The sequence below is a fragment of the Psychrobacter sp. H26 genome (assembly GCF_059073035.1).
Window position 1 is genome coordinate 74,111 of record NZ_JCACRW010000001.1, and the last position, 23,631, is coordinate 97,741.

Here is a 23,631-nt window from a genome sequence, read left to right on the forward strand (position 1 = left end):
TGAGCTAAGTGGGTTTTATTTATGATGCGCCTGAATGCTAGAAGCACATATCAACTTGCAATTAGACTGTCCTAGAATGGACCAAACTTAGAATGAACCAAACATTGTACCTAGCGTGATCACAGCAACCACAGCGACCAATGGAATGACCATGGTGACCATTGCCAAGTTTAGGTAAGACTGCTTGTGGGTGAGACCACAGATAGCCAATAGCGTAATGACAGCACCACTGTGCGGCAGTGTATCAAGACCACCCGCCGCCATGACGGCAACACGGTGCATAAGTTCAGGATCAATACCCGCATTGACCGCCATTCTGAGATAGTCTTCGCCCAACGTCGATAGCGCAATACTCAAGCCACCAGATGACGACCCTGTGATACCAGCCAGTGTCGTCATCGCGACCGCTTCTGAGATTAGAGGGTTGTTAGGGTTCAGGTTGAGGATGCTATCACGGATAAGAAGAAAACCTGCTAGTGACGCGATAACTGCCCCATAACCGACTTCTGATGCCGTGTTAAAAATAGGTAGCATGGAATCATAAGTACCGCGGTTGATGGTTTTTTGTAGGTTATTCCAATGTCCGATACGGAGTAGGATTAACACCACACAAGCCACAACCAATGAGATGATGATTGACCACAGCCCAAGCGATCCTGCGACATTCAAGTCTGGAAACTGAGTTTGCAGACTGCCAAAATCTATCGTTGGAAAGATCACATAGGTCAATAAAGCGTTCAAGCCAATAACCAGTACGAGCGGAATCATAGCAACAGTAAATGAGGTTTGATGAGTGTTTAATACTTCAGCTTCTTTCTCAGCGCCACCTATACCGCCTACATCCTCTTCATCATGCTGACCATAACCTTCGCCTGCCGCATTGGCTTTTTTGGCACGCGTTTGTAGCCACATCCAACCACCGATGAACATGATTGTACCGCCAATAATACCCAAAATAGGGGCAGCAAAGACGTTGGTATTGTAGTAAGGAATAGGAATAGCGTTTTGAATCGCGGGTGTGCCTGGTAGGGCAGTCATTGTAAAGGTAAACGACCCTAGAGCAATGGCTGCTGGAATCAAACGCTTAGGAATGTCTGCAGCTTTGAACAGGTCTTTTGCAATGGGATAGATAGCAAAAGCCACAACGAATAGCGATACACCGCCATAAGTTAAAATCGCACAGACCAAAATAACAGCAAGTATGGCTTTGCTCGCACCGAGCTTTTCGACCACTGTATTGGCAATAGCAGTGGCTGCGCCAGAGTCTGCCATCAAGCGCCCAAACAATGCACCCAGCAAAAATATAGGGAAGAATTTGAGTAAGAACCCACTGAGGGCGCCCATAAAAATATCAGTATAAGCGGGGATGGTACTTAAAAAATCACCTGATAGTAAGACTGCTAGTGTCGCCATAATCGGTGCTAGGATAAGCACTGAATAACCGCGATACGCAAAAAACATGAGTAATAATAGGGTAATGACAATAGCAAGCGTACTAAACATGACGGGCCCTCCTTGGCAAAATTGGCAAAAAAATAAGGCAGCGAGTATGCCGTGCTTATTGATATAGGTCAATAAAATTAATCAAAATAAGCCTATTTCGTCTGTTTTATCAAACATAAATCCAGACTATCAGCTAATTGATCCTAGCTATTCTGTCGATCTATATAGCGCATTGCATTGACTCGCGTGCTTTTGGTGTTATTTTCTAGTCGCTACGAAAATAATATGTTAAGTTAGCACAACTGTTTCATGCATGATATAGCGATATAGAATGTATTATTATAAAAAATACGATAATATATAATGTTTGCTACTTATCAGATGCAGAGCGCAGTAAGTGAGCTTGAGTCTGATAGTTACGCAAAGTAAGCGTTAAAAATACGCAGTAGTCATCCTCAGAACCAAACATCAAATTTACAAGGAATGTGAATATGTTTAGTGCCATTACCAATATGAGCGTGCAGTTAGTCAATCGCTACCTGCCATCTCCATTTGTCTTCTCTATTGTGTTGACACTCATTGCCTTTGCTGTCGGTCTTGCGATTACTGGTCAAGACATGATCGCGATGGCAGGACACTGGGGTAATGGGCTTTGGTCACTGCATAGCTTTGCGATGCAAATGGCACTTATTCTAGTGACAGGTTATGCGTTTGCCAGTGCGCCATTCATTCAGCGTTTATTGGATAATCTAGCCAGTAGAGTCCATTCTCCTACGACTGCCATTATGGTATCGACCTTGGTCGGATTGGTGGGTTCATGGATAAACTGGGGATTTGGTCTGATTATTGGTGCTATTTTTGCCAAAGCACTAGCAAAAAAAGTCGCCAACGTGGACTATCCTTTGCTCGTCGCTGCTGCCTACTCAGGATTTGTGATTTGGCATGGGGGTTTTTCAGGGTCGATACCTCTAACGCTTAGCTCTGGTGGTGATACTTTGCTGACATTGTCAGGCAATACTATGACGGAGGCAGTACCATTATCGGAGACTGTTTTTGCTGGCTATAACTTGCTGATCGTGGGTCTGCTTATCGTTATTCTGCCAATTCTAAACCGCTTTATGCATCCAAAGAATCCTACGGTTATTGATCCTAAGCTCATCAAGGAAGAAGTGTATGTCGCGCCGCAAAGAAACACGCCTGCGCAAAAGCTAGATGATAGCCGTATTATCGCGGTGGTATTGCTAGCCTTGGCATTGATGTATTACATTAGCGAGTTTGGTACCAATGGTTTTAATCTAGGATTAAACATTGTTATCGGTCTATTCTTGTTCATAGGTCTGCTGTCGCATGGGACACTAGAGCGGTATTATCGTGCCGTCAATTCAGGGATAGGTGGTATCACCGGTATTGTGTTATTGTTCCCGTTTTATGGCGGTATCATGGGCATTATGACGGGCGCAAATGCTGATGGCATCTCTATTAGTACCCAAGTGACCCAGTTTTTTGTCAACTCCGCCTCTGCAGACAGCTTTCCAATTTTTGCATTTTTGAGTGCTGGATTGGTCAACGTCTTTGTACCATCGGGTGGTGGGCAGTTTGCGGTACAGGGACCTGTCATGATACCTGCCGGTATTGAGCTGGGTGTGAGTCCAGCCGTTACAGCAATGGCAGTAGCATGGGGTGATGCATGGACCAATATGATTCAACCTTTTTGGGCCTTACCGCTACTGGGTATCGCAGGTCTAGATGCGCGAGCCATTATGGGCTATTGCCTGATCGTACTTGCCGTATCTGGAGCCATTATTATGGGTGTGTTTTGGCTAGTAGTATAGCCACTCCATTATAAAAGTAATACTGCGTTCACCTCGCTTATACTATTTTTAAATTGAATTGACTGTATAACGTCGTAACGCTCAAAAGAAAAATAAGCATGATTCATTTTCGCTGTTGGTGTGTGCCAAAAGCATCACTCAAATGGATAATTGAAACACTTAATTCAGCATTAGTTTGTGCAAGAATTAAAAATATAAATGATAATTATAGGAGACTAGCATGAGTCAATCAAAAGTATATAGCAGTGCTGAAGAGGCGCTAAAAGATGTCGTCAGTGACGGGCAAACGCTCGCTATCGGCGGTTTTGGTCTGTGCGGTATTCCAGAGGCATTAATCGAAGCATTACGTGATAGCAAAGTTAAAGAACTGACCTGTATTAGCAACAACGCTGGTGTCGATGACTTTGGGCTGGGTCTACTGCTACAAACGCGTCAAATCAAAAAAATGATCTCATCATATGTGGGTGAAAACAAAGAGTTTGAGCGTCAGTATTTGGCAGGCGAGTTAGAAGTTGAGCTGACGCCGCAAGGAACATTGGCTGAAAAGCTGCGTTCAGGTGGTGCTGGCATTCCTGCGTTTTATACCGCAACCGGCGTAGGTACACTGGTTGCTGAAGGCAAAGAAACGCGCGATTTTGATGGTCGCACTTATGTGCTTGAGCATACCTTACGCGCTGATGTCGCACTCATAAAAGCGCAAAAAGCTGATAAAGCCGGTAATTTAATATTTAATAAAACCGCTCGTAACTTCAACCCAGACTGTGCGATGGCTGGCAAAGTCACCATCGTCGAAGTAGAAGAAATCGTCGAAACCGGTACATTTGATCCAGATGAAGTACATCTACCAGGTATTTTCGTTCAGCGTATTGTGTTGAACGAGAGCCCTGAAAAACGTATCGAAAAAACTACGACTAAAGCGGTAGAAGGTGCGTAGATAAAAACGTGATCAAAGCTTAATCGTATATAACATTGATAGTCAGTTTTAAATAAATCATAGTTCAGACAGCTTATCGATTACGTAACTGGCTATCTAAATAATAACAATAGCATATTGCAAAAATAAGGAAACCGACATGGCATGGACAAGAGAACAAATGGCGCAGCGCGCTTCACAAGAGCTACAAGATGGCTACTATGTGAACTTGGGAATTGGTCTACCAACGTTAGTTGCCAACTATATCCCTGAAGGCGTTGATGTGTGGCTACAGTCAGAGAATGGCTTATTAGGTATTGGTGAGTTCCCTACAGAACAAAACGTCGATGCGGACTTGATTAACGCCGGTAAGCAAACGGTCACCGCAGAAGCAGGCGCCAGTTATTTTAGTAGTTCAGAGTCTTTTTCAATGATTCGTGGTGGTCATGTCAATTTGGCTATATTGGGCGCTATGGAAGTCTCAGAAAAAGGCGATCTTGCCAACTGGATGATCCCCAAAAAAATGGTCAAAGGTATGGGCGGGGCGATGGATTTGGTCGCAGGTGTACAGCGCGTCATCGTATTGATGGAGCAAGTCAACAAGCACGGTGACCCTAAAATTCTAGCCAACTGCGAGCTACCGTTAACCGGTAAAGGTGTGGTTGATCGCATCATTACCGAGCTTGCCGTATTAGATGTCACGGACAGCGGGCTGAAGCTGGTAGAGTTGGCAGACGGTGTGAGCTTTGAGGCATTACAAGAAAAAACGCCAGTAAACATCATTCAGTAAGCATCGCACGGTAAGCTCTTTATAGTAATGCGACTGTTTTAAATAAATGAGCTTTACTCCTGAATAAATACGCCACTATGATTATAGTGGCGTATTTATTCAGCTCTGTTTTTATAGTATTCAAATAATATGTTAGACCATGATAAGGAATATATATGGCGACCCAATTACAACAAAATTTGACAGGTAAAGTAGCGTTAGTCACAGGCTCTGCAAGTGGTATCGGCCGTGATATTGCTGAGACTTATGCTCAGGCAGGTGCAGCCGTTGGTATTGCTGATATCAATATTGAAGCAGCACAAAAAACCGTTGATGCTATCGAAGCTGCTGGTGGCCGCGCGCTTGCAATTGCTATGGATGTGACGTCAGAAGATGCAGTAAACGACGGTGTGCAAAAGCTGGTCGATGCTTTTGGTGGTATTGATATCTTGGTCTCTAATGCTGGTATTCAGATTATTGATCCTATCGATAAAATGGCATTTAGCGATTGGAAAAAAATGCTCGATATTCATTTAGATGGCGCATTTTTGACCACCAAAGCCGCAATTCAGCATATGTACAAAGCTGATAAAGGGGGCACCGTCATTTATATGGGCTCTGCTCATTCGCATGAGGCTTCATTATATAAAGCCCCTTACGTGACTGCCAAACACGGACTGCTGGGTCTGTGCCGCGTTTTGGCTAAAGAAGGCGCTGCGCACAAAGTACGCTCGCATGTGATTTGCCCAGGGTTCGTTAAAACACCTTTGGTCGAAAAACAGATTCCAGAGCAGGCTGCCGAAAAGGGCATCAGTGAAGAGTCGGTCATCAACGATATCATGCTAGTGAATACCGTCGATAAAGAGTTCACGACAGTCGAAGATATTGCTCAGCTGGCGCTGTTTTTAGCGGCTTTCCCAACCAATGTATTTACAGGGCAATCTATCGTTGCCAGCCATGGCTGGTTTATGAACTAGGATTGATATCGAGTTGTAGCAATATGAATCTTGTATACCACAGCGTCAGACCTACTGGCGTTGTGGTTTTTTTATGCGTCCAATTCAGCTACACTGTCACGATAAAAGGTTTGGTTAAATGCTCATCGACGCTATCGCATCAACAGATGCGCTAAGATATAAAATAAGCCGTTCACTAAGCCCACCCACTTTTATAGGCAACAATAATAGCTATGTTTAATTTTATGAAGAAAAAACCCACAAAAACTGAAACGCCTGAGCAGCAGGCAGAGCGTGATAGCGCCGTTGACAAAGTCCTACTAGGATATGAGATAGGCACCGTCAGTATCGCAACGATGGTTACAGGGCTTGAGCGTGATGGCGAAGCACTCACCTTAGACTTGCGTCTACCGCAAGACAGCAACCCTGAAGCTATTCAGCAGGAGCTTGGACAACTGTTACATCCGCACGGTATTACTACGATTCATATGAATGTGCGTCTACCCGCGCCAGAAAAAGGGGCAGGCTCAAGCTTGCCAAAGCAAATGCCGAAGACAACGAACGCGATGGAATCACAGTCCAAGCCGACGTCTAATCCTAATAGTAATACTAACAATGCTGAGCCGCCGATCACTAAGGCTGCACCTACCCAAGCTTCATTGGCTGCGCACCCGCGTATTCGCCATATTATCGTTGTGGCATCAGGTAAGGGCGGCGTTGGTAAATCAACGACGACGGTCAATATCGCACTAGCACTACAGAAGCTCGGCAATCGTGTTGGTGTGCTCGATGCGGATATTTATGGCCCTAGTATGCCAACGATGCTAGGCGTCGCTGATGTGAGGCCGCAGCTAGAGAACGAGCAATTTGTGCCAGTCGATGCACATGGCATGGCTATGCTGTCTATTGGCAGTCTGCTCGATGGAGACAGCACGCCTGTTGCATGGCGTGGACCAAAAGCCACAGGCGCACTGATGCAGCTGTATAATCAAACCAACTGGCCACAGCTAGATTACTTGGTGATTGATATGCCGCCAGGTACAGGTGATATACAGCTGACATTGGCACAGCGTATCCCAGTCACGGGCGCAGTGATTGTGACAACACCGCAGCATGTTGCATTACTAGATGCACAAAAAGGTGTGGAGATGTTTAACAAAACCAACATACCTGTGCTGGGTGTGGTCGAGAACATGGCACTACATACCTGTAGTAACTGCAATCATACTGAAGCGATCTTTGGTACTGGCGGCGGTGAGTTTATTGCTGAGCAGTATCATGTACCACTATTGGGTCAGTTACCGCTCGCCAGCGGTATCCGCGCACAAGTAGATAAAGGCGAGCCAAGCGTATTGGCTAATGATGAGTTTGCGAGTTATTATCTGGACATCGCCAAAAACATCGAAACCAATATCAATAAATTTGCAAAACCTGTCGATGATAAGCGAATTTTCTAGTAGGTAATAATAAAATAGGGTGTTGGTTACTTAGTCAGTTTAAAACCAATATAGGATAAAGCAGCCATCACGCTATAAATCTAGCTGTCAATTCCGTATAATCGTCGCTATTAAATATTTGCTAAGGAACAACAATGTCTATCAAGTCTGACCGCTGGATTCGTAAAATGGCTGAAGAGCATGGCATGATTGAGCCATACGAGCCAGGTCAAGTACGCTTCAATGATGCAGGTGAGCGTCTAGTAAGCTACGGCACCTCAAGCTATGGCTACGATGTACGCTGTGCCCCTGAGTTCAAAGTTTTTACTAACGTACACTCAGTCGTTGTCGATCCTAAAAACTTCGATGAAAAAAGCTTTATCGATATCGTCGGTGATGAATGTATTATTCCACCAAACTCATTTGCGTTAGCGCGCACGATGGAATATTTCCGTATTCCGCGTGATGTACTGACTATCTGCCTTGGTAAATCAACGTATGCACGCTGCGGTATTATCGTCAATGTAACGCCGCTTGAGCCTGAATGGGAAGGGCATGTGACGCTCGAATTTAGTAATACGACCAACCTTCCAGCCCGCATTTATGCCGGTGAAGGGGTGGCGCAGATGCTGTTCTTCCAAAGCGATGCTGATGACGTCTGCGAGACCAGTTATAAAGACCGTGGCGGTAAATACCAAGGTCAGCGTGGCGTGACACTGCCAAGAACCTAGACAGTCAGCTTCTATGCATCATATTAAGAGCTTAAGCCTTTAAATAGGCAACAAAAAAGCCAGTCATATTAATTATGGCTGGCTTTTCTTATGTCAAAAAGAATAGATATGGTGCTTCAACTACTTCAATACTTTTAACCCTGCTTTATTATCACGCTTCGGTTTCGGAACTTTTGTAGGGCTTTGGCTGGCTGTTGGCACTGAGTCATCTTCTGGTACATAGTCATCATACTCTTTAGGGTCAAAAAACATTCCTTGTGAGTTTTCTTTGGCGTATATACCCATTACCGCAGTGAGTGGTACCCAAATCTCTTGAGAAACGCCGCCAAAACGAGCGCTAAAATGTATGTAATCATTTTCCATACTCATGTTACCTGTCGCGCGACTGGCAATGTTGAGTACGATGCGACCGTCCTGTACATGCTCTGTGGGTATCTGAACATTATCGGCAGTGGCATCTACCATTAAATAAGGCGTCAAAGCGTTGTCTTCTATCCATTGATACAATGCGCGTACCATATAAGGACGGGTCGGTGTGATAGAGGTGTTTTCGCTCATCTAATGATTTCCTATACTAATGATTTTTGATAATTGAAAAATATATTTCTTAGAGTTTTGTCAAATGACAAATTCTACTTAACACTTTTTTGAAAGCTACTACGTTCAAAGACTCTCGTTTGATACTCAAACAATGGACGGCTGATCGCACGTGGCAACTCGATACCCATCTCATCCAACCGCCATAACAACGGTGCTAACAGTACATCACACCAGCCAAACTCATCAGCCATAAAATAAGGCTTATGAGCAAACAAAGGCGATAAAGTAATCAACGAATCGCTCAGTTGCTTTTTGGCAGCACCAGCTTGCGCTTTATTAAAGCTATCTGGATGTGTTAATAAGCGCTTGCCAAGTACTAGCCAATCACGTTGAATGCGCCAAGCCAGCTGACGAAACTGTGCACGCTCTTGCGGCGTATCAGGGAGCAGTTTATTAGTATGATAGCGCTCTTCAAGATACTCGAAGATCACGTTGGTTTCATAAAGAGCGATCTCACGCTGTTGTAATACAGGCAAGGTATGATAAGGGTTAAGCTCAGTCAAATCTTCAGGGCGCTCAGAATGAAGACGAGACAAATAATAAGCGAGCTTTTTTTCTTCAAGCAACAGGCGTACCACATGACTGTCGTAGCCGTCATCAGCGTACAGAATTAGCTGACTACTTGGAATGTCATTCGCATCAATCATGAAAGCCTAATGTTAAGAGTGAAGGCTGCCATCGTAAACAAACTCGCTCTGTTTATCAAGGTAGTGTACGTAAACATTACCTCTAAGGGGCTTATTTTTCAGCTTATCTGGCATTTGGGCTCACTATCAAGGCATAAAAAAGCACTACCGAAGTAGTGCCTTTTTTATTTCTAAAAAATATCTATCAGTGATGACTTATTTGACGTCTTTCCAGAATTCTTTATTCAACAAGTATACTGGGATCAGCAATACTAATAAGAATAAAATCACGAAGAAACCGATAACTTGACGATCATGACGAGCAGGCTCACCCATCCACGCCATAAAGTTGACCAAGTCACCAACTTCAGATTCAAACTCTTCTTGGCTCAGCTCTTCTTGCATATTATGCAAAACATGAGGCATCGCTGCATTAGCCAGCACTAAGTTATTAGCACCCCAAGGACGGCTTGGATCTTCATAGAACGATAGTAGGTATGTGTATACCCAGTCATCGCCGCGCAGTCGCGTCTCAAGTGATAAATCAGGAGGCGCTGCACCAAACCAAGATGCTTGAACTTCAGGATCGATCTCAGCATCGATATGGTCACCGATTTGATCAGTGGTAACCATCAGATATTTTTCGACCAACTCAGGTGGTATCTCTAAATCTTTGGCAATGCGCGAATGACGAACATACTTTGCTGAGTGACACCCAGCGCAATAGTTCATAAAGATTTTTGCACCGTTTTGTAGCGAGCCCTTATTGGTAAAATCAATAGGAGCAGTACTACAAGCCAGATGTTCAACAACGCCATCAGCATTAGTGAACGTACCACAGCCACTACCTTCAGCCATTGCAGTACCAGCAGTCAACGTCAATGCCGCGCCCAAGCCTAGACCAGCTAGGGATTTAATTAGCGTGCTCATTAGTGACCTCCGGTAACGCGTTCTGGTGGCTGTTTACACTTCTCAATAGCAGTGTAGAACGGCATCAGTAAGAAGAACAAGAAATATAGAATCGTGAATACACGAGACATCAACGTTGCTGTTGGCGTTGCAGGTGTCGCACCCAAGTAACCCAATACAACAAAGCTAATAGCAAAGATAGTCAGGGCAATCTTAGACAAGATACCTTTGTAGCGCATTGAGCGAACAGGAGATCTATCTAGCCAAGGCATTAAGAACAATACCGCAATAGCCGCACCCATCGCAATCACACCGCCAAGCTTATCTGGAACTGCACGCAAGATGGCATAAAATGGTGTGTAGTACCATACTGGTGCAATGTGCGCTGGCGTTTTCAGTGAGTTTGCCGTTTCAAAGTTTGGTGGCTCAAGGAAGAAGCCGCCGCCTTCTGGGAAGAAGAACACCACTGCAAAGAAGCAGATAAAGAATACAACGATACCAACCATGTCATGCACAGTGTAGTAAGGATGGAATTCGATACCGTCCAGTGGCACACCGTTTTTGTCTTTTAGTTTCTTGATGTCGATGCCATCAGGGTTGTTTGAACCCACATGGTGTAGCGCTACAATGTGCATAAATACTAAGCCCACTAGGACTAGCGGAATAGCAACAACATGTAGAGCGAAGAAGCGGTTTAGGGTGATACCAGAGATGATATAGTCACCACGTACCCATTCAGCAAGACCGTCACCAATCACTGGTAGCGCTGCAGGTAGGTTCAAGATAACCTGTGCACCCCAAAATGACATGTTGCCCCACGGTAGTAGGTAACCGAAGAAACCTTCAGCCATCAATGCTAGGTAAATACCCATACCGATGAGCCAGATAAGCTCACGAGGTTTTTGGTATGAACCGTACAGCAAGGCTCTAAACATATGCAGGTACACAACCACGAAAAACGCAGAGGCGCCAGTTGAGTGCATATAGCGAATGAGCCAACCGCCTTTTACGTCACGCATGATGTATTCAACAGACGCAAATGCCCCTTCGGCACTTGGGTTGTACATCATCGTCAGCCATATACCAGTCACCAATTGGTTGACCAGTACAATCATCGATAGCACGCCAAAGAAGTACCAAAAGTTGAAGTTCTTTGGTGCGTAGTACTTCGACATATGGTATTCATAGGTTTCAGTCGCCGGAAAACGCGCGTCCACCCAGTGCATTAACTTTTTACCTATACTCATGTTAAGCCTCCCCAACCGTCAAAATGGTACCATCCATACCATATTCTGGAACGGGTAAATTAAGCGGTGCAGGAACGCCACTGTATACGCGACCTGCTAAGTCATATTTTGACCCGTGGCACGGACAGAAAAACCCGCCATACCAATCATTACCACCTAAATCAACCGCGCCCACATCAGGACGGTAGTTTGGTGCACAGCCTAAATGGGTACAAACGCCTTCCACAACCAATACGGTTGGTTCTAAAGAGCGAGTAGGGTTTTTGCAATATTCTGGCTGTAGAGACGCATCAGACTCAGGATCAGATAATAAAGGTTTGACTGATTCTAGTCCTGCGACCATGTCTTCTGTGCGTTTAACCACATAAATAGGTTTGCCACGATATTTGACAACGATCATTTGTCCATCTTCGATAGAACCAATATCTTGGGTTACTGCAGCCCCTGCAGCCTCAGCTTTAGCGCTTGGGTACCAAGAACGGACAAAAGGTGTCGCCACGGCAGCTACCCCAGCTGCACCAATTGCGGCAGTTGAGGCAATAAGAACTCTACGGCGTTGTACATTAACGCCTTCGGCTTGGCTCATTAATACTTCCTCCAGGTGAATGAAATGGGATTATCCCACACTGGGTTTGTGGCTTAGAAAATATACAATATCAAGCCACTTTAGCTGTGCCTAATTTTGCTAATTGTTGCTATTCTAAGCTATTTCGGTGATAAAATAAATTATTGCGTTAAAAATAAAGCAACCTCAATAGGACATATTATAAGGTTGAATATGACAATCAAACCAAAACAGCTGGATTATCAATGTGTAACGTCGACTCTGTTTTGATCAGGATTGTGAGTGCGATGACCTTATAATTAATAAGGATTTTTAGCAACAGCGAATGATACTTGAAATCAAGGCAATGTTCACTAACTTTCACTACCTAACTGTTTTGTAAATCACTATAAAATAGACATCACCACTACACATAATGAAGTGGTGATGTTTTTATCATGACAGTCATCATCTTTGTCTAGATATAAATACCTATCTATTGCAGCAGGCTATTGATTATAGCCTGAAGCTTAAATAAGGCATACCTAAACAAAGACAGATAGCGAGTTGCTAACCTTCTAGTTCGCTCCAGCGTTCAAGCTTAACCATCATCTCATCTTCGATCGTTAATAAACGCTCACTTGCGGCAGTCGCAGCATCTACGTCGGTATTGAACCAAGACCCATCAGCCAGTTTTTCTTGCAACTGAGCTTGTTCAGTCTCGAGCGCCGCGATTTCTTTTGGTAAGTTATCCAGCTCGCGCTGTTCATTGAAATTTAGCTTCTTAGTAGCTTTATTTGGCTTGGTATCTGTGCCAGATTTGTTTGCTGTTTTTTTGCTAGTGACATTATTGGTTGGTGCTTTTGCCGCACGCGCGGCTTCTTCGCGGTTTTTTTGCACCAAATACTCTTGGTAGCCACCAACATACTCATTGACCACACCTTTGCCGTCTTCATCTTCGCCAAACACCCATGTAGAGGTAACGACGTTGTCCATAAATGAGCGATCATGGCTGATCAGCAATATCGTACCGCCAAAACTGGCTACTGATTCTTCTAGCAGTTCAAGCGTTGCCATATCCAAATCATTGGTTGGCTCATCGAGTACCAGAATATTGGCAGGCTTTAGCAACTGCTTGGCAAGTAAAACACGGTTACGCTCACCACCTGACAATGCTTTGACAGGGGTACGCGCACGCTCTGGTGCAAACAAGAAGTCTTGCAGATAGCTCATGATGTGTGTCTTGCGACCGCCAACTTCGACAAAGTCAGAACCTTCCGAAACGTTTTGTGCAACGCTTGCTTCAAGATCCAATTGATCACGCAGCTGATCGAAGAATGCGATTTTCAGATTAGTACCTAACTCTACACTACCAGACTTGGTAACTTCGGCATCAGACATATCAAGTAGGGCTTTAATAAGCGTAGTTTTACCAGCACCGTTAGGGCCGACAATACCAATTTTATCGCCACGCATGATAGTCGTGGTAAAGTCATCTACCAATACATTACCATCGTATTCAAGGTGCAAGTTTTTAACCTTACAAACGAGCTTGCCGCTTTTTTCGCCTTGACCCATCGTGATGTTTACGTTGCCCACTTGCTCACGGCGATCGCTGCGCTCTTCACGTAAGGCTTTTAGCTCACGGACACGGCCTTCATTACGGGTACGGCGTGCTTTGATACCTTGGCGAATCCATACTTCTTCTTGTGCCAGCTTTTTATCAAAGTTAGCGTTGTTCTTTTCTTCAGCCTGTAACTGTAGTTCTTTTAGCTCTTGATAGCGTGCGTAGCCCCCTTCGCCTTGTGTGACGTCGTAGCTGGTCAGTTGACCGCGATCAAGCTCAATAATTCGAGTCGATAGCTTGTTTACAAATGCTCTATCATGGGTCACAAACAATAAGGTAAGACCTTGCCAGTCAAGCAAGAAGCGCTCAAGCCATTCGATACTTTCAACGTCCAAATGGTTGGTTGGCTCATCAAGTAAGAGTACATCAGGCTTAGTCACTAGTGAGCGCGCAAGTAACACGCGGCGCTTACGGCCACCCGAGAGTGATGACAAGTCATCGTCTGGATCAAGTCCCATGGTGGTGATAAGACGCCTAGCATCGCGTTCTAGATCCCAGCCGTGTACCGCATCGATATCATGTTGCAATGTCGCCATATGCTCGCAGGCATCCATATCGCCATTGGCACACATATCGACTTGCTTGTTATAATTAATGAGCAAGTCAGCTGTACGGCGACTACCGCCCATAACGATGTCTAATATACGACCACTAGACTCAGGGACATCTTGTTCTAGCATAGCGACACGCATGCTGCTGTTGGTGATAATTTCACCGCTATCAGGCTGCAATGAGCCATTGATAAGTTTGAATAAAGTTGACTTGCCTTCGCCATTACGGCCAATCAAACAAACACGCTCACCTGAGTTGATAGAAAAATCAATACCATCAAGAACAGGCGCGACGCCAAAGGCTAAGTGAATGTCTTTTAAATGTATCAGTGCCATAGAGTATCTTAAGCTTATATAATAGTGAGGTAGGGGTTGTTGCAAAATTGCCAGCAGTATAACATGCCACCGCCTAACTGTAGTGCGCGTAAATGGTTTTATCAGTACTATTTATGGCGATGACCAACAACTGACATTTTGTGATTGTCATCATAGGCTTACCGCTGATGTCTAGTATTTATCGACCACTGTGCTCGCTCGCCCTCCGACCTATACTCAATATACTGTAGAGAACCATATGAACCAATCTGACAACAAAAACGAGGCTTACAATATGCAAGATGACCTGCAAAACCAAGTGGTTGACCTACAAATGAGCTTGACGCATCTTGAGGTTACAGTAGAGCGACTCGATGAGGTTATTGCACGTCAAGATAAGGACATTCAGACCCTACAGCGTCAACTTCAGCTGATTTACAAACAAATTGAGGGACAGGACACAGATAATGGTATTGCACCATTTGATGTCATGGCAGACCGTCCGCCACATTATTAACAGATGCAAAAACAGACGTAAATGAGACATATAGCTGGTGATTAATGAATACTATATTAGCATTTTTGAATAAGAGTAACGTCTAGTGACTATAAGGTCATAATTCGGAAATAATGTGTTTTTGCAGTTGTTTTAGTGTTAAAAAATCTTTACTATCTTCCACCTCGGATACTGCTTATCTAGAAAAATCAGATATAGCGGTAAAACAATGCGGATGTTTGGAGATATAAAATGCGCGCCACTTTTCGTTTAAAAACTCTTGCAGTAGCTATCGCTGCTCTTTCTGTTGCTAGCGTTGCTAGTGCTGCTGGTCTTGATCGTTCAGGTCAAGATGTCACCGCATTCCTACAAGATGGCACCTATGCTGAAGCTGTTTATACTTATATCGACGCTGATGTAACGGGTGAAGATACTTCAGGCAACAAGCTCGATGATATTGCAGAGTCTTATGACTTTTTCCGTTATGGTGTAAAAGCAGACATCAACGAAACCTTTAGCATTGGTGTTTTATATGATGAGCCTTTCGGTGCAGCGGCTGATTATGTAGGCGATAGTAACTTTGTAGATGCAACAGGTGAAGGTACGAATGTAGAAGTACGTACAGAGAGCATCACTGGTATCCTTGGTGCAAAACTTGGTCAAAACAAAAACTTCCAAATATACGGTGGCCCAGTTGCTCAGCGCGTAGAGGCAGATGTAAAGTTACGTGGTCCTGCTTATAGTGCTGCAAATGGCTATACAACACATATTAGTGCTGATCAAGATTACGGTTATATCGCAGGTGTGGCGTATAGTAAGCCTGAAATTGCATTAAAAGCAGCATTAACGTACCGTTCAGAAATCGAACACAATACGCAAGCGGCTGAAATTTATCCTTTCGCTCCAAGAGTAGGGTTATCAACAGATAGCACCAATACTATTGAGGTTACTACTCCTGAGTCGATAAACTTTGATTTCCAAACAGGTATCAACCCTACAACGCTAGCGACTGCAAAGGTGCGTTGGGTACCATGGAGCGATTTTGCAATTACCCCATCGCTATATAATGGTGTCAGCCAAGTACTTGCAACAACACCTGCTGGTGCTGGTATACCTTTAGATGGTTTAGACTTAGTCAGTTATGACGACGACCAGTGGCAAGTAGAATTAGGTTTGGCTAAGCGCCTCGCACCAGCATTGGCTGTTAGCGGTACTGTAGGTTGGGATAGCGGAGCAGGTAACCCTGTAACTTCACTAGGACCTATCGAAGGCTATTATAGTGCGGGTCTTGGTGCCAAATACAACGTGACCGAAAACTGGGCAGTATCTGCTGGTGGTAAGTACTTATGGTTCGGTGATGCCGAAGGTCAAATCCCAAGTAAAACCATCGTTAGTGATTTTGAAAGCAATGACGGTTTTGTATTGGGTGTAAAGGTCTCTTACCAAGCCCAATAAATCATAGTTTCACTATAAAATGATTTTTATCGTCTAGTGATAAAAAAAGCGACTCTATTAAGGGTCGCTTTTTTATGTCGTATTTCTCGATACGTGCTGTTTGAAATATTGTGAACCAAAATATCTGGGTTTTGGCCGCAGTTAACAGTGTAAGTATCACAGTGAAATAAAAACTAAAAAACAATGTTTCACTAATATCTTATTTGTACTGTCCGGTCATAATTGAGAAATAAAGCACTTTAATTGTTGTTTTAGTGTCAAAAAGGCATTAGTATTCAACTTAGGACACGACTTTGATAGTTTCAATATTTAGTAAATTCATGCTAAATACTGATTATTAAAGTAGTAATACAACAAGGACCGTTGGAGATACATAATGCGCACTACCTTTCACTTGAAAACCCTTGCAGTAGCAATTGCCGCTCTTTCTTTCGCTAGCGTAACCAACGCTGCTGGTCTTGATCGTTCAGGTCAAGATGTCACCGCCTTTTTTCAAGATGGTACCTATGCTGAAGCTGTCTATACTTACATCGATGCTGATGTCAGTGGTAGAGATAGTGCTAATACTAACCCATCTCAAAACGATTATGAACGTGGTAATGCAACGGGTGATATTGCCGAGTCTTACGATTTCTTCCGTTATGGTGTAAAAACTGATATCAACGATACTTTCAGTATTGGTGTTTTATACGATGAGCCTTTTGGCGCAGCAGCTGAATACACGCAAGGTAATTTTGTAGGGCAAGGAGACATTGATGCTTCCATCGCGTCTATTACTGATGGTGCTGCTCCGAGCCTTGCAGCAGCACAATTTGGTATATCTCAACTTGAACCAGGAGAAACTGCTGGTTTGTTGACCGATGAACAACAAGCAAGTTTAGATGGATTGCGTGGAGCAGTAGCAGTAGCAACAGCAGAAGCTACTGGTGCTGGTGAAAATACTAATGTTGAAGTTCGTAGCCAGAGCTTAACAGGTATTCTTGGGATGAAGTTTGGTGCGAATAAAAACTTTCAAATTTATGGTGGTCCAGTAGCACAGCGTATTCAAGCAGAAACAAAACTGCGCGGCTTAGCTTACGGTCCTGCTTCTGGTTATACCTCAAATAGCAATCCTGATATGGATTATGGTTATATCGCAGGTGTATCTTTTAGTAAGCCTGAAATTGCTTTGAAAGCTGCTTTGACCTACCGTTCTGAAATTGATCATGATGTAGAAATATCTGAGTCTTATCCTTTGGTAGCAATTAGAGCTATATCAGCAGGAGCTACGCCAGAACAGGCAGCAGCACTGTCAAACAGAGTGAGTAATTATGAGATTTCTACTCCTAAATCAGTCAACTTTGACTTCCAAACTGGTATCAACCCAACGACTTTAGCTACGGCAAAAGTGCGCTGGGTGCCATGGAGTGATTTCGTTATCACACCACCACTTTATAATGATACTAGTAAAATCAGCTATGGCCCTGATGGATTAAACTTGGTTGAATATGATGATGACCAATGGCAAGTCGAGCTAGGTCTTGCCAAGCGTATTGCACCAGCGTTAGCTGTTAGTGGTACAGTGGGTTGGGATAGTGGTGCTGGCGATCCAACAACATCATTAGGTCCTGTTGAAGGCTACTATAGTGTCGGTCTTGGTGCTAAATACAACGTAACTGAGAACTGGGCAGTATCAGCTGGCGGTAAATACTTATGGTTCGGTGATGCTCAAGGTCAGCTACCTAGCGATAAAATCGTTGCTGATTTTGAAGACAACGATGGCTTCATTGCTGGTGTAAAACTGTCTTATCAAGGAAAATAGTTTCTTGATATAACTGTTAGATAATGAAAAAGCGACCTACAATAGGTCGCTTTTTTGTGGGCTGTAATATTGTGATTGTTATGAAAGGTTTTGAGTGCAGGTGGTTAGTAATTAGATAGTCGTGGACGAGTAGAAAGACAAATGCTATTACAATAACAGCTTTTAGCTTCGCCGCTCTATTTATATATTAATCTAACTTGATACCTGTTGTGGAAGACACGTTGTAGCTGCTCGATGAGTTTTCACGATAGTCGTATTCAAGAGTCACTAACAGCATGATACAGCCACTCTACTGTCGATGATTTAGCAAGGTATACATCTGCGCTATGATAGCTAGATCATTATTCGCTCAGGAATAGATGCCTATATAGTGCTTCAGATCACTGCCTCACTCACCTCAATTACTTCACTTATCGCAGCTGCTTAGCTTATAGTTAAGAGTTACTGATAAGCACAGTCAAAAAAACCTCGCCACTAATGGCGAGGTTTTTTAATCATAAAATAAAGCGAGTGTATCAACTTATTTATTTAAGTTAAGCTCCATCTCTTTATACTTAGCAGATACTGAAGGTCTTGGACCACCAGTCATAATACTAACGGCAAAGATAGCGATAGTGCTTAAGATAAAGCCTGGAACGATAGCATATAACCAGCTGTTAAGCGCCATACCATCGACTTGGAACGGACCATAGATCCATAGTATAACTGTCAACGCACCAACAACCATACCAGCGACAGCACCGTTACGGTTCATACCACGCCATGTTAAGCTAAAGATAACCAACGGACCGAAGGCTGCACCAAATCCTGCCCATGCATTAGAAACCAAGTTCAACACTGAGCTATCTGGGTTAGAGGCTAACATAATAGCGACAATAGCAACGACTATCACTGAGATACGACCAACCAGTACCTGACGAGCTTCTGGCGCGTCTTTATCAAAGAATAGCTTGTAAACATCTTTGGTTAGAGAGCTTGATACCACCAACAGCTGTGATGAAATTGTGCTCATGATGGCAGCTAAAATCGCAGCTAACAAGAAACCTGAAACCAATGGATGAAACAAGAACTGAGTAAATACTAAGAAAATCGTCTCAGGATCATCAAGCGTCATCGCTGTTTTTTGTACATATGCGCGACCCGCAAAACCAGTCATTAATGAACCGATAAGACTGACAACCATCCAGCTCATACCGATATTCCGTGCTGTTGGTACATCTCTAACCGAGCGAATAGCCATAAAGCGTACAATAATATGCGGCTGACCGAAGTAACCAAGACCCCATGCCATGAGTGAAATAATACCGATGACACTCATACCGCTAGTCACATCTAGAAGAGTTGGATCAATATTTCTAACTGCTTCACTTGTAGCAGAAATTCCACCAAGATCAGTAAAGGCCACGACAGGTACGATGACCATTGCAAAAAGCATGATAACACCCTGCACAAAATCCGTCATTGATACCGCTAGGAAGCCGCCGAATAACGTATAGGCAACAACGACACCAGCAGTAACCCATAGACCAGTACTATAAGATAGGTTGAGTGAGCTTTCGAAAAGCTTACCGCCACCTACTAGACTTGCAGCAGTGTAAACGGTAAAGAATAGAATGATAACTACCGCCGAGATAACGCGTAGCATGTGCGACTTATCTTCAAAGCGATTGGCAAAGTAATCTGGTAAGGTGATAGCGTTGTCAGCTACTTCGGTATAAACACGAAGGCGAGGCGCTACAATGATGTAGTTTAGAAGGGCACCAAGGGTCAAACCAAGTGCAATCCATACACTGACGACACCGTCAGCATACATATAGCCTGGAAGACCAAGTAATAACCAACCTGACATATCTGAGGCGCCTGCTGATAGTGCAGTTACCGCTGGGCCCAAGTTACGACCTCCAAGCATGTAGCCTTCAGTATCATTGGCTTGCTTAAAGTAAGCATAGACGCCAATCCCTATCATCACTAAAAAATAGGCGCCAAGCGATATCAGCACGCCACTAGAAACTCCGTTCATATAAATTATCCTTAACCAACATGGTTGGCTGTAATTATTTTTTAACTATAAAAGTCTTCATCCTACAAGGCGATGTTCAAAACAATATCTAAAGACAAAAAAAGCCATTAATGTGAGACATAATGGCTTTTTTCAGTATCTAATGTAGTTTTATATGATTGAGATGGTTCTATGGCTAGCACTCATATAGAGATAGAGAACAACGGGAATGTCGCATTCCGCTTATTTATTATTGCTCGCATCTGCTATTTATATATGAGTATTAGCAACCTACATAATCAATCAGATGAAACCATTAAACTTACTGTTAACCACCATATCTTACTAGAAGTATTCGATATATGACTATCAGTGTCCCTGTGGTAAGTTTTTGTTATTAAAGCAACGTCAAGCGCATTATAACGCATGGCAGTCACAAATGCGAATAGCTTAATCTGATAAATTGTTATAGCAAACGGTTTTTACTCGATAGGTGCAAGCAGATCTAATAATGCAGTCACGCTACTAGATTGGGTTAACTTTGGATTGATAACCACACCTAAATAGCGTTGTAATTCGATATTGTCAGCCATATCGATACGTTCTAAATCTTGACTGACCATTGTTTGTGGCAACACGGACCAGCCAAGTCCAACAGAGACCAACATACGAATGGACTCAAGAGGGTTGGTGCTCATCGTGGCATAAGGTTTGAGGTTATGCTTAGCAAATTCAGCCAAAGTGATCTGACTGGTAAAGGTATTGGCAGACGGCAAAATGGCAGGGTAGCGCGCTAGCTGCTCTAGTGTGACATTCGATTTGGTAGCCAAAGGTGATAGCGTACCGGTCATAAAGTAGAGCGGATCTGACCATAGCGTATGATACGTTAAGCGTTTATCATATACAGGCGGTAGTGTCACAAACGCCAATGACAGATCACCATCCAATACCGCTTTGTGCGCTTTTTCTGAATCAACAAAATGCACTTCTAACTGGACTGCTGGATAAGTCTGGATAAAATGCTTCAGTACTGGTGCCAGATGATGTAAGCCAATATGATGGCTCGTACCAATCACAAGCTTTCCAGATACGATATGCTGAGAGTGCTGTAGATTAATCTTAAAATTCTCATAATCTTCTAACCAGCGCTTGGCATGTGGTAACATCTCGCTGGCTGCTTGAGTAGGTACAATCCCGCGCCCTACAGTATCGAACAGAGTAATGTTAAATTCATCTTCTAGGTTTTTGATGCGCTTGCTGACGGCCGGCTGAGTGATAAACAGCTTTTCTGCTGCACCTGATATACTGCCGGTGTGCATAACGGTAACGAATGTCGTCAAGTTTGTAGTGTTCAAGCGGGTGTCCTTAGCTACTTTATGAGCTATAAATAAAAGTTGGCGTATCTAATTATAACGTATTAGAAATAAAAGTTTGCATCTGGTTAAAAATCATCAATTATTATTATAGGATTTGCCTGCTATAATCACAAGACATCAAGACGTATTGTCACATATTTATTCTACAAACCTGATTATTTACGACACAAAAACATGCTTTGAGCACTGATAATCGTTATAGAGTGCAAGTTATAGGTAAGCAATCTGTACTACTGGTTTAACTACGGGTTTAAAAATAGCGATTGAAAAATTAGAAGTCTTACTTTTGGCCTTAAAAACCACAGCCTAAAGAATATAATTTAAAGGGTATAACCTAAACGGCATAGGTAATTATCACGCTTGTAGAGACAACGTTATAGACCAGTATAATATTTAAACAACCATTCAAATAGATAAAATCCCAGCTTGCCATTGAGTAAGTCTGCGAAAATTAAGTCATTAGTCATCAATAAAGGATAGCATCATGGCCGGTCAAACATTATATGACAAACTTTGGAACGCTCACGAAGTCACCAAGCGCGATGATGGTTCGAGCTTAATCTATATCGATCGTCATCTTTTACACGAAGTAACCAGTCCACAAGCCTTTGAAGGGTTAGAGCTTGCCAATAGAGCACCATGGCGCCTATCTGCCAATATCGCAAGTCCTGACCATAATGTACCGACTGTCACCAAAGAGCGCTCAGAAGGTGTGCCTGGTATTAAAGACAAGGTGTCACGTTTGCAAGTTGTCACTTTAGACGAAAACTGTACCAAGTTTGATATTGCTGAGTTTACCATTAATGATGCGCGTCAAGGCATTTTGCACGTCGTTGGTCCTGAGCAAGGCTTAGTACTACCTGGTATGACCGTTGTCTGCGGCGATTCGCACACAGCCACCCACGGGGCGCTTGGTTGTTTGGCTCATGGTATCGGTACCTCTGAAGTTGAGCATGTATTGGCAACGCAGTGTTTGATTCAAAAGAAATCAAAAAACATGCAGATCCGTGTTACTGGTCAACTGGGTACTGGTGTGACATCGAAGGATGTCGTATTGGCTATTATCGCTAAGATCGGTACGGCGGGTGGCACAGGACATGCGATTGAGTTTGCAGGTCAAGTATTTGAAGACATGAGTATGGAAGGTCGTATGACCGTCTGTAATATGGCCATCGAAGCCGGTGCACGTGTTGGTATGGTAGCAGTTGATGATACGACGATAGATTATGTCAAAGGTCGTCCGTATGCGCCTGATGAATCACAGTGGCCACAAGCGGAAGCTTACTGGCGCACACTATATTCAGACGATGATGCGGTATTTGATACTGTAGTTGAGATCGATGGTAGCCAAATAGCGCCTCAGGTATCTTGGGGTACCTCACCTGAGATGGTGGTAGATATCACGCAATCTGTACCAACGCCTGATCAAGCTATTGATGAAGCGCAAGAAGAGGGCTGGTTACGCGCTTATACCTATATGGGGCTAGAGGCAGGTCAGAAAATAACAGATATCCAGCTTGATCGTATCTTTATTGGCTCATGTACCAACTCGCGTATCGAAGATCTGCGTGATGCAGCAGCCGTCATCAAAGGTCGTAAAGTTGCTGATAACGTCAAAGAAGCTATCGTCGTTGCAGGCTCTGGACAAGTAAAACTGCAAGCAGAAGCAGAAGGTTTGGATGCTTTGTTTACTGAAGCGGGCTTTGAGTGGCGCGAGCCGGGTTGTTCAATGTGTCTTGCGATGAACGCAGACAAACTTGAGCCACAAGAGCACTGCGCTTCAACCTCTAACCGTAATTTTGAAGGTCGTCAAGGTAATGGTGGACGTACGCATTTGGTGAGTCCAGCAATGGCAGCCGCTGCAGCATTGGCCGGTCATTTTGTGGATGTTCGTACGTTTTAGGTCCGATGAAGATGAGTTGAAAACTGGTATATATAGTTATTACTTATGCCAGTATATTGTTTGAATCAGTGAGAGATTGATTGCCGTTTTACTGACTCATCA

At 43.6% G+C, this 23,631-nt stretch carries 19 protein-coding genes; 10 read left to right on the top strand and 9 right to left on the bottom strand.

The features are described 5' to 3' along the window. Window positions 1-87 precede the first annotated feature (87 nt). Window positions 88-1,503 carry a GntP family permease gene (locus tag AC5JPT_RS00315; protein WP_493856640.1) on the bottom strand — a complete coding sequence of 472 codons (1,416 nt, stop codon included), beginning with the start codon at window positions 1,501-1,503 and terminating at the stop codon, window positions 88-90. 431 nt (window positions 1,504-1,934) lie between these two features. Here AC5JPT_RS00315 and AC5JPT_RS00320 point away from each other — a divergent pair, with 431 nt between their 5' ends. From AC5JPT_RS00320 to dcd, 6 genes are all read left to right on the top strand, one after another. Next, complete coding sequence (locus AC5JPT_RS00320; RefSeq protein WP_493856641.1) at window positions 1,935-3,275, top strand: short-chain fatty acid transporter; 1,341 nt, start codon at window positions 1,935-1,937, stop codon at window positions 3,273-3,275. 220 nt (window positions 3,276-3,495) lie between these two features. Next, complete coding sequence (locus AC5JPT_RS00325) at window positions 3,496-4,209, top strand: CoA transferase subunit A (protein WP_493856642.1); 714 nt, start codon at window positions 3,496-3,498, stop codon at window positions 4,207-4,209. Window positions 4,210-4,348: 139 nt separating this feature from the next. After that, window positions 4,349-4,978, top strand: a complete 630-nt coding sequence (locus AC5JPT_RS00330) for a 3-oxoacid CoA-transferase subunit B (protein ID WP_319050162.1) — start codon at window positions 4,349-4,351, stop codon at window positions 4,976-4,978. A gap of 155 nt (window positions 4,979-5,133) precedes the next feature. Next, window positions 5,134-5,934, top strand: coding sequence for a 3-hydroxybutyrate dehydrogenase (locus tag AC5JPT_RS00335; RefSeq protein WP_493856643.1), 801 nt, complete (start codon window positions 5,134-5,136; stop codon window positions 5,932-5,934). A gap of 212 nt (window positions 5,935-6,146) precedes the next feature. Then, the gene (apbC, locus tag AC5JPT_RS00340) at window positions 6,147-7,370 is read left to right on the top strand and encodes an iron-sulfur cluster carrier protein ApbC (RefSeq protein ID WP_493856644.1); all 1,224 of its coding nucleotides are present in this window, start codon (window positions 6,147-6,149) and stop codon (window positions 7,368-7,370) included. Between the two features lie 134 nt (window positions 7,371-7,504). Next, complete coding sequence (gene dcd / locus AC5JPT_RS00345; protein ID WP_149489812.1) at window positions 7,505-8,080, top strand: dCTP deaminase; 576 nt, start codon at window positions 7,505-7,507, stop codon at window positions 8,078-8,080. A gap of 120 nt (window positions 8,081-8,200) precedes the next feature. On the opposite strand, the gene AC5JPT_RS00350 is transcribed toward dcd, so the two are convergent. From AC5JPT_RS00350 to AC5JPT_RS00375, 6 genes are all read right to left on the bottom strand, one after another. After that, on the bottom strand, window positions 8,201-8,638 hold the full coding sequence (locus AC5JPT_RS00350) for a ClpXP protease specificity-enhancing factor (RefSeq protein ID WP_493856645.1): 438 nt from the start codon (window positions 8,636-8,638) through the stop codon (window positions 8,201-8,203). A 74-nt stretch (window positions 8,639-8,712) separates the two neighbouring features. Then, on the bottom strand, window positions 8,713-9,327 hold the full coding sequence (locus AC5JPT_RS00355) for a glutathione S-transferase N-terminal domain-containing protein (RefSeq protein ID WP_319050165.1): 615 nt from the start codon (window positions 9,325-9,327) through the stop codon (window positions 8,713-8,715). A 195-nt stretch (window positions 9,328-9,522) separates the two neighbouring features. Then, on the bottom strand, window positions 9,523-10,236 hold the full coding sequence (locus AC5JPT_RS00360) for a cytochrome c1 (RefSeq protein ID WP_493856646.1): 714 nt from the start codon (window positions 10,234-10,236) through the stop codon (window positions 9,523-9,525). Then, entirely contained in the window at window positions 10,236-11,441 is a 1,206-nt protein-coding gene (locus AC5JPT_RS00365; RefSeq protein WP_493858400.1) for a cytochrome b, read from the bottom strand. The genes AC5JPT_RS00360 and AC5JPT_RS00365 overlap by 1 nt, the downstream gene beginning before the upstream one ends. 22 nt (window positions 11,442-11,463) lie before the next feature. After that, window positions 11,464-12,048, bottom strand: a complete 585-nt coding sequence (petA, locus tag AC5JPT_RS00370) for a ubiquinol-cytochrome c reductase iron-sulfur subunit (protein WP_319050167.1) — start codon at window positions 12,046-12,048, stop codon at window positions 11,464-11,466. 528 nt (window positions 12,049-12,576) lie between these two features. Beyond that, window positions 12,577-14,520: an ATP-binding cassette domain-containing protein gene (locus tag AC5JPT_RS00375; RefSeq protein WP_493856647.1), complete on the bottom strand. Its 1,944-nt coding sequence runs from the start codon at window positions 14,518-14,520 to the stop codon at window positions 12,577-12,579. Between the two features lie 238 nt (window positions 14,521-14,758). Here AC5JPT_RS00375 and AC5JPT_RS00380 point away from each other — a divergent pair, with 238 nt between their 5' ends. From AC5JPT_RS00380 to AC5JPT_RS00390, 3 genes are all read left to right on the top strand, one after another. Continuing rightward, the gene (locus tag AC5JPT_RS00380; protein ID WP_493856648.1) at window positions 14,759-15,016 is read left to right on the top strand and encodes a SlyX family protein; all 258 of its coding nucleotides are present in this window, start codon (window positions 14,759-14,761) and stop codon (window positions 15,014-15,016) included. A gap of 231 nt (window positions 15,017-15,247) precedes the next feature. Beyond that, complete coding sequence (locus AC5JPT_RS00385; protein ID WP_493856649.1) at window positions 15,248-16,450, top strand: OmpP1/FadL family transporter; 1,203 nt, start codon at window positions 15,248-15,250, stop codon at window positions 16,448-16,450. Window positions 16,451-16,826: 376 nt separating this feature from the next. Next, window positions 16,827-18,251, top strand: a complete 1,425-nt coding sequence (locus tag AC5JPT_RS00390) for an outer membrane protein transport protein (protein WP_319050171.1) — start codon at window positions 16,827-16,829, stop codon at window positions 18,249-18,251. Between the two features lie 520 nt (window positions 18,252-18,771). Here AC5JPT_RS00390 and putP read toward each other — a convergent pair. Next, window positions 18,772-20,271: a sodium/proline symporter PutP gene (gene putP / locus AC5JPT_RS00395; protein ID WP_493856650.1), complete on the bottom strand. Its 1,500-nt coding sequence runs from the start codon at window positions 20,269-20,271 to the stop codon at window positions 18,772-18,774. 461 nt (window positions 20,272-20,732) lie between these two features. Next, window positions 20,733-21,605 carry a LysR family transcriptional regulator gene (locus AC5JPT_RS00400; RefSeq protein ID WP_058023799.1) on the bottom strand — a complete coding sequence of 291 codons (873 nt, stop codon included), beginning with the start codon at window positions 21,603-21,605 and terminating at the stop codon, window positions 20,733-20,735. Window positions 21,606-22,110: 505 nt separating this feature from the next. Here AC5JPT_RS00400 and leuC point away from each other — a divergent pair. Beyond that, on the top strand, window positions 22,111-23,529 hold the full coding sequence (gene leuC, locus AC5JPT_RS00405) for a 3-isopropylmalate dehydratase large subunit (protein WP_493856651.1): 1,419 nt from the start codon (window positions 22,111-22,113) through the stop codon (window positions 23,527-23,529). Window positions 23,530-23,631 lie beyond the last annotated feature (102 nt).

What these genes read in the sequence shown, in the direction of transcription:
- AC5JPT_RS00315 (WP_493856640.1), bottom strand. Translation starts at nt 1,503, where the DNA reads ATGTTTAGTACGCTTGCTATTGTCATTACCCTATTATTACTCATGTTT.
- AC5JPT_RS00320 (WP_493856641.1), top strand. Translation starts at nt 1,935, where the DNA reads ATGTTTAGTGCCATTACCAATATGAGCGTGCAGTTAGTCAATCGCTAC.
- AC5JPT_RS00325 (WP_493856642.1), top strand. Translation starts at nt 3,496, where the DNA reads ATGAGTCAATCAAAAGTATATAGCAGTGCTGAAGAGGCGCTAAAAGAT.
- AC5JPT_RS00330 (WP_319050162.1), top strand. Translation starts at nt 4,349, where the DNA reads ATGGCATGGACAAGAGAACAAATGGCGCAGCGCGCTTCACAAGAGCTA.
- AC5JPT_RS00335 (WP_493856643.1), top strand. Translation starts at nt 5,134, where the DNA reads ATGGCGACCCAATTACAACAAAATTTGACAGGTAAAGTAGCGTTAGTC.
- apbC (WP_493856644.1), top strand. Translation starts at nt 6,147, where the DNA reads ATGTTTAATTTTATGAAGAAAAAACCCACAAAAACTGAAACGCCTGAG.
- dcd (WP_149489812.1), top strand. Translation starts at nt 7,505, where the DNA reads ATGTCTATCAAGTCTGACCGCTGGATTCGTAAAATGGCTGAAGAGCAT.
- AC5JPT_RS00350 (WP_493856645.1), bottom strand. Translation starts at nt 8,638, where the DNA reads ATGAGCGAAAACACCTCTATCACACCGACCCGTCCTTATATGGTACGC.
- AC5JPT_RS00355 (WP_319050165.1), bottom strand. Translation starts at nt 9,327, where the DNA reads ATGATTGATGCGAATGACATTCCAAGTAGTCAGCTAATTCTGTACGCT.
- AC5JPT_RS00360 (WP_493856646.1), bottom strand. Translation starts at nt 10,236, where the DNA reads ATGAGCACGCTAATTAAATCCCTAGCTGGTCTAGGCTTGGGCGCGGCA.
- AC5JPT_RS00365 (WP_493858400.1), bottom strand. Translation starts at nt 11,441, where the DNA reads ATGCACTGGGTGGACGCGCGTTTTCCGGCGACTGAAACCTATGAATAC.
- petA (WP_319050167.1), bottom strand. Translation starts at nt 12,048, where the DNA reads ATGAGCCAAGCCGAAGGCGTTAATGTACAACGCCGTAGAGTTCTTATT.
- AC5JPT_RS00375 (WP_493856647.1), bottom strand. Translation starts at nt 14,520, where the DNA reads ATGGCACTGATACATTTAAAAGACATTCACTTAGCCTTTGGCGTCGCG.
- AC5JPT_RS00380 (WP_493856648.1), top strand. Translation starts at nt 14,759, where the DNA reads ATGAACCAATCTGACAACAAAAACGAGGCTTACAATATGCAAGATGAC.
- AC5JPT_RS00385 (WP_493856649.1), top strand. Translation starts at nt 15,248, where the DNA reads ATGCGCGCCACTTTTCGTTTAAAAACTCTTGCAGTAGCTATCGCTGCT.
- AC5JPT_RS00390 (WP_319050171.1), top strand. Translation starts at nt 16,827, where the DNA reads ATGCGCACTACCTTTCACTTGAAAACCCTTGCAGTAGCAATTGCCGCT.
- putP (WP_493856650.1), bottom strand. Translation starts at nt 20,271, where the DNA reads ATGAACGGAGTTTCTAGTGGCGTGCTGATATCGCTTGGCGCCTATTTT.
- leuC (WP_493856651.1), top strand. Translation starts at nt 22,111, where the DNA reads ATGGCCGGTCAAACATTATATGACAAACTTTGGAACGCTCACGAAGTC.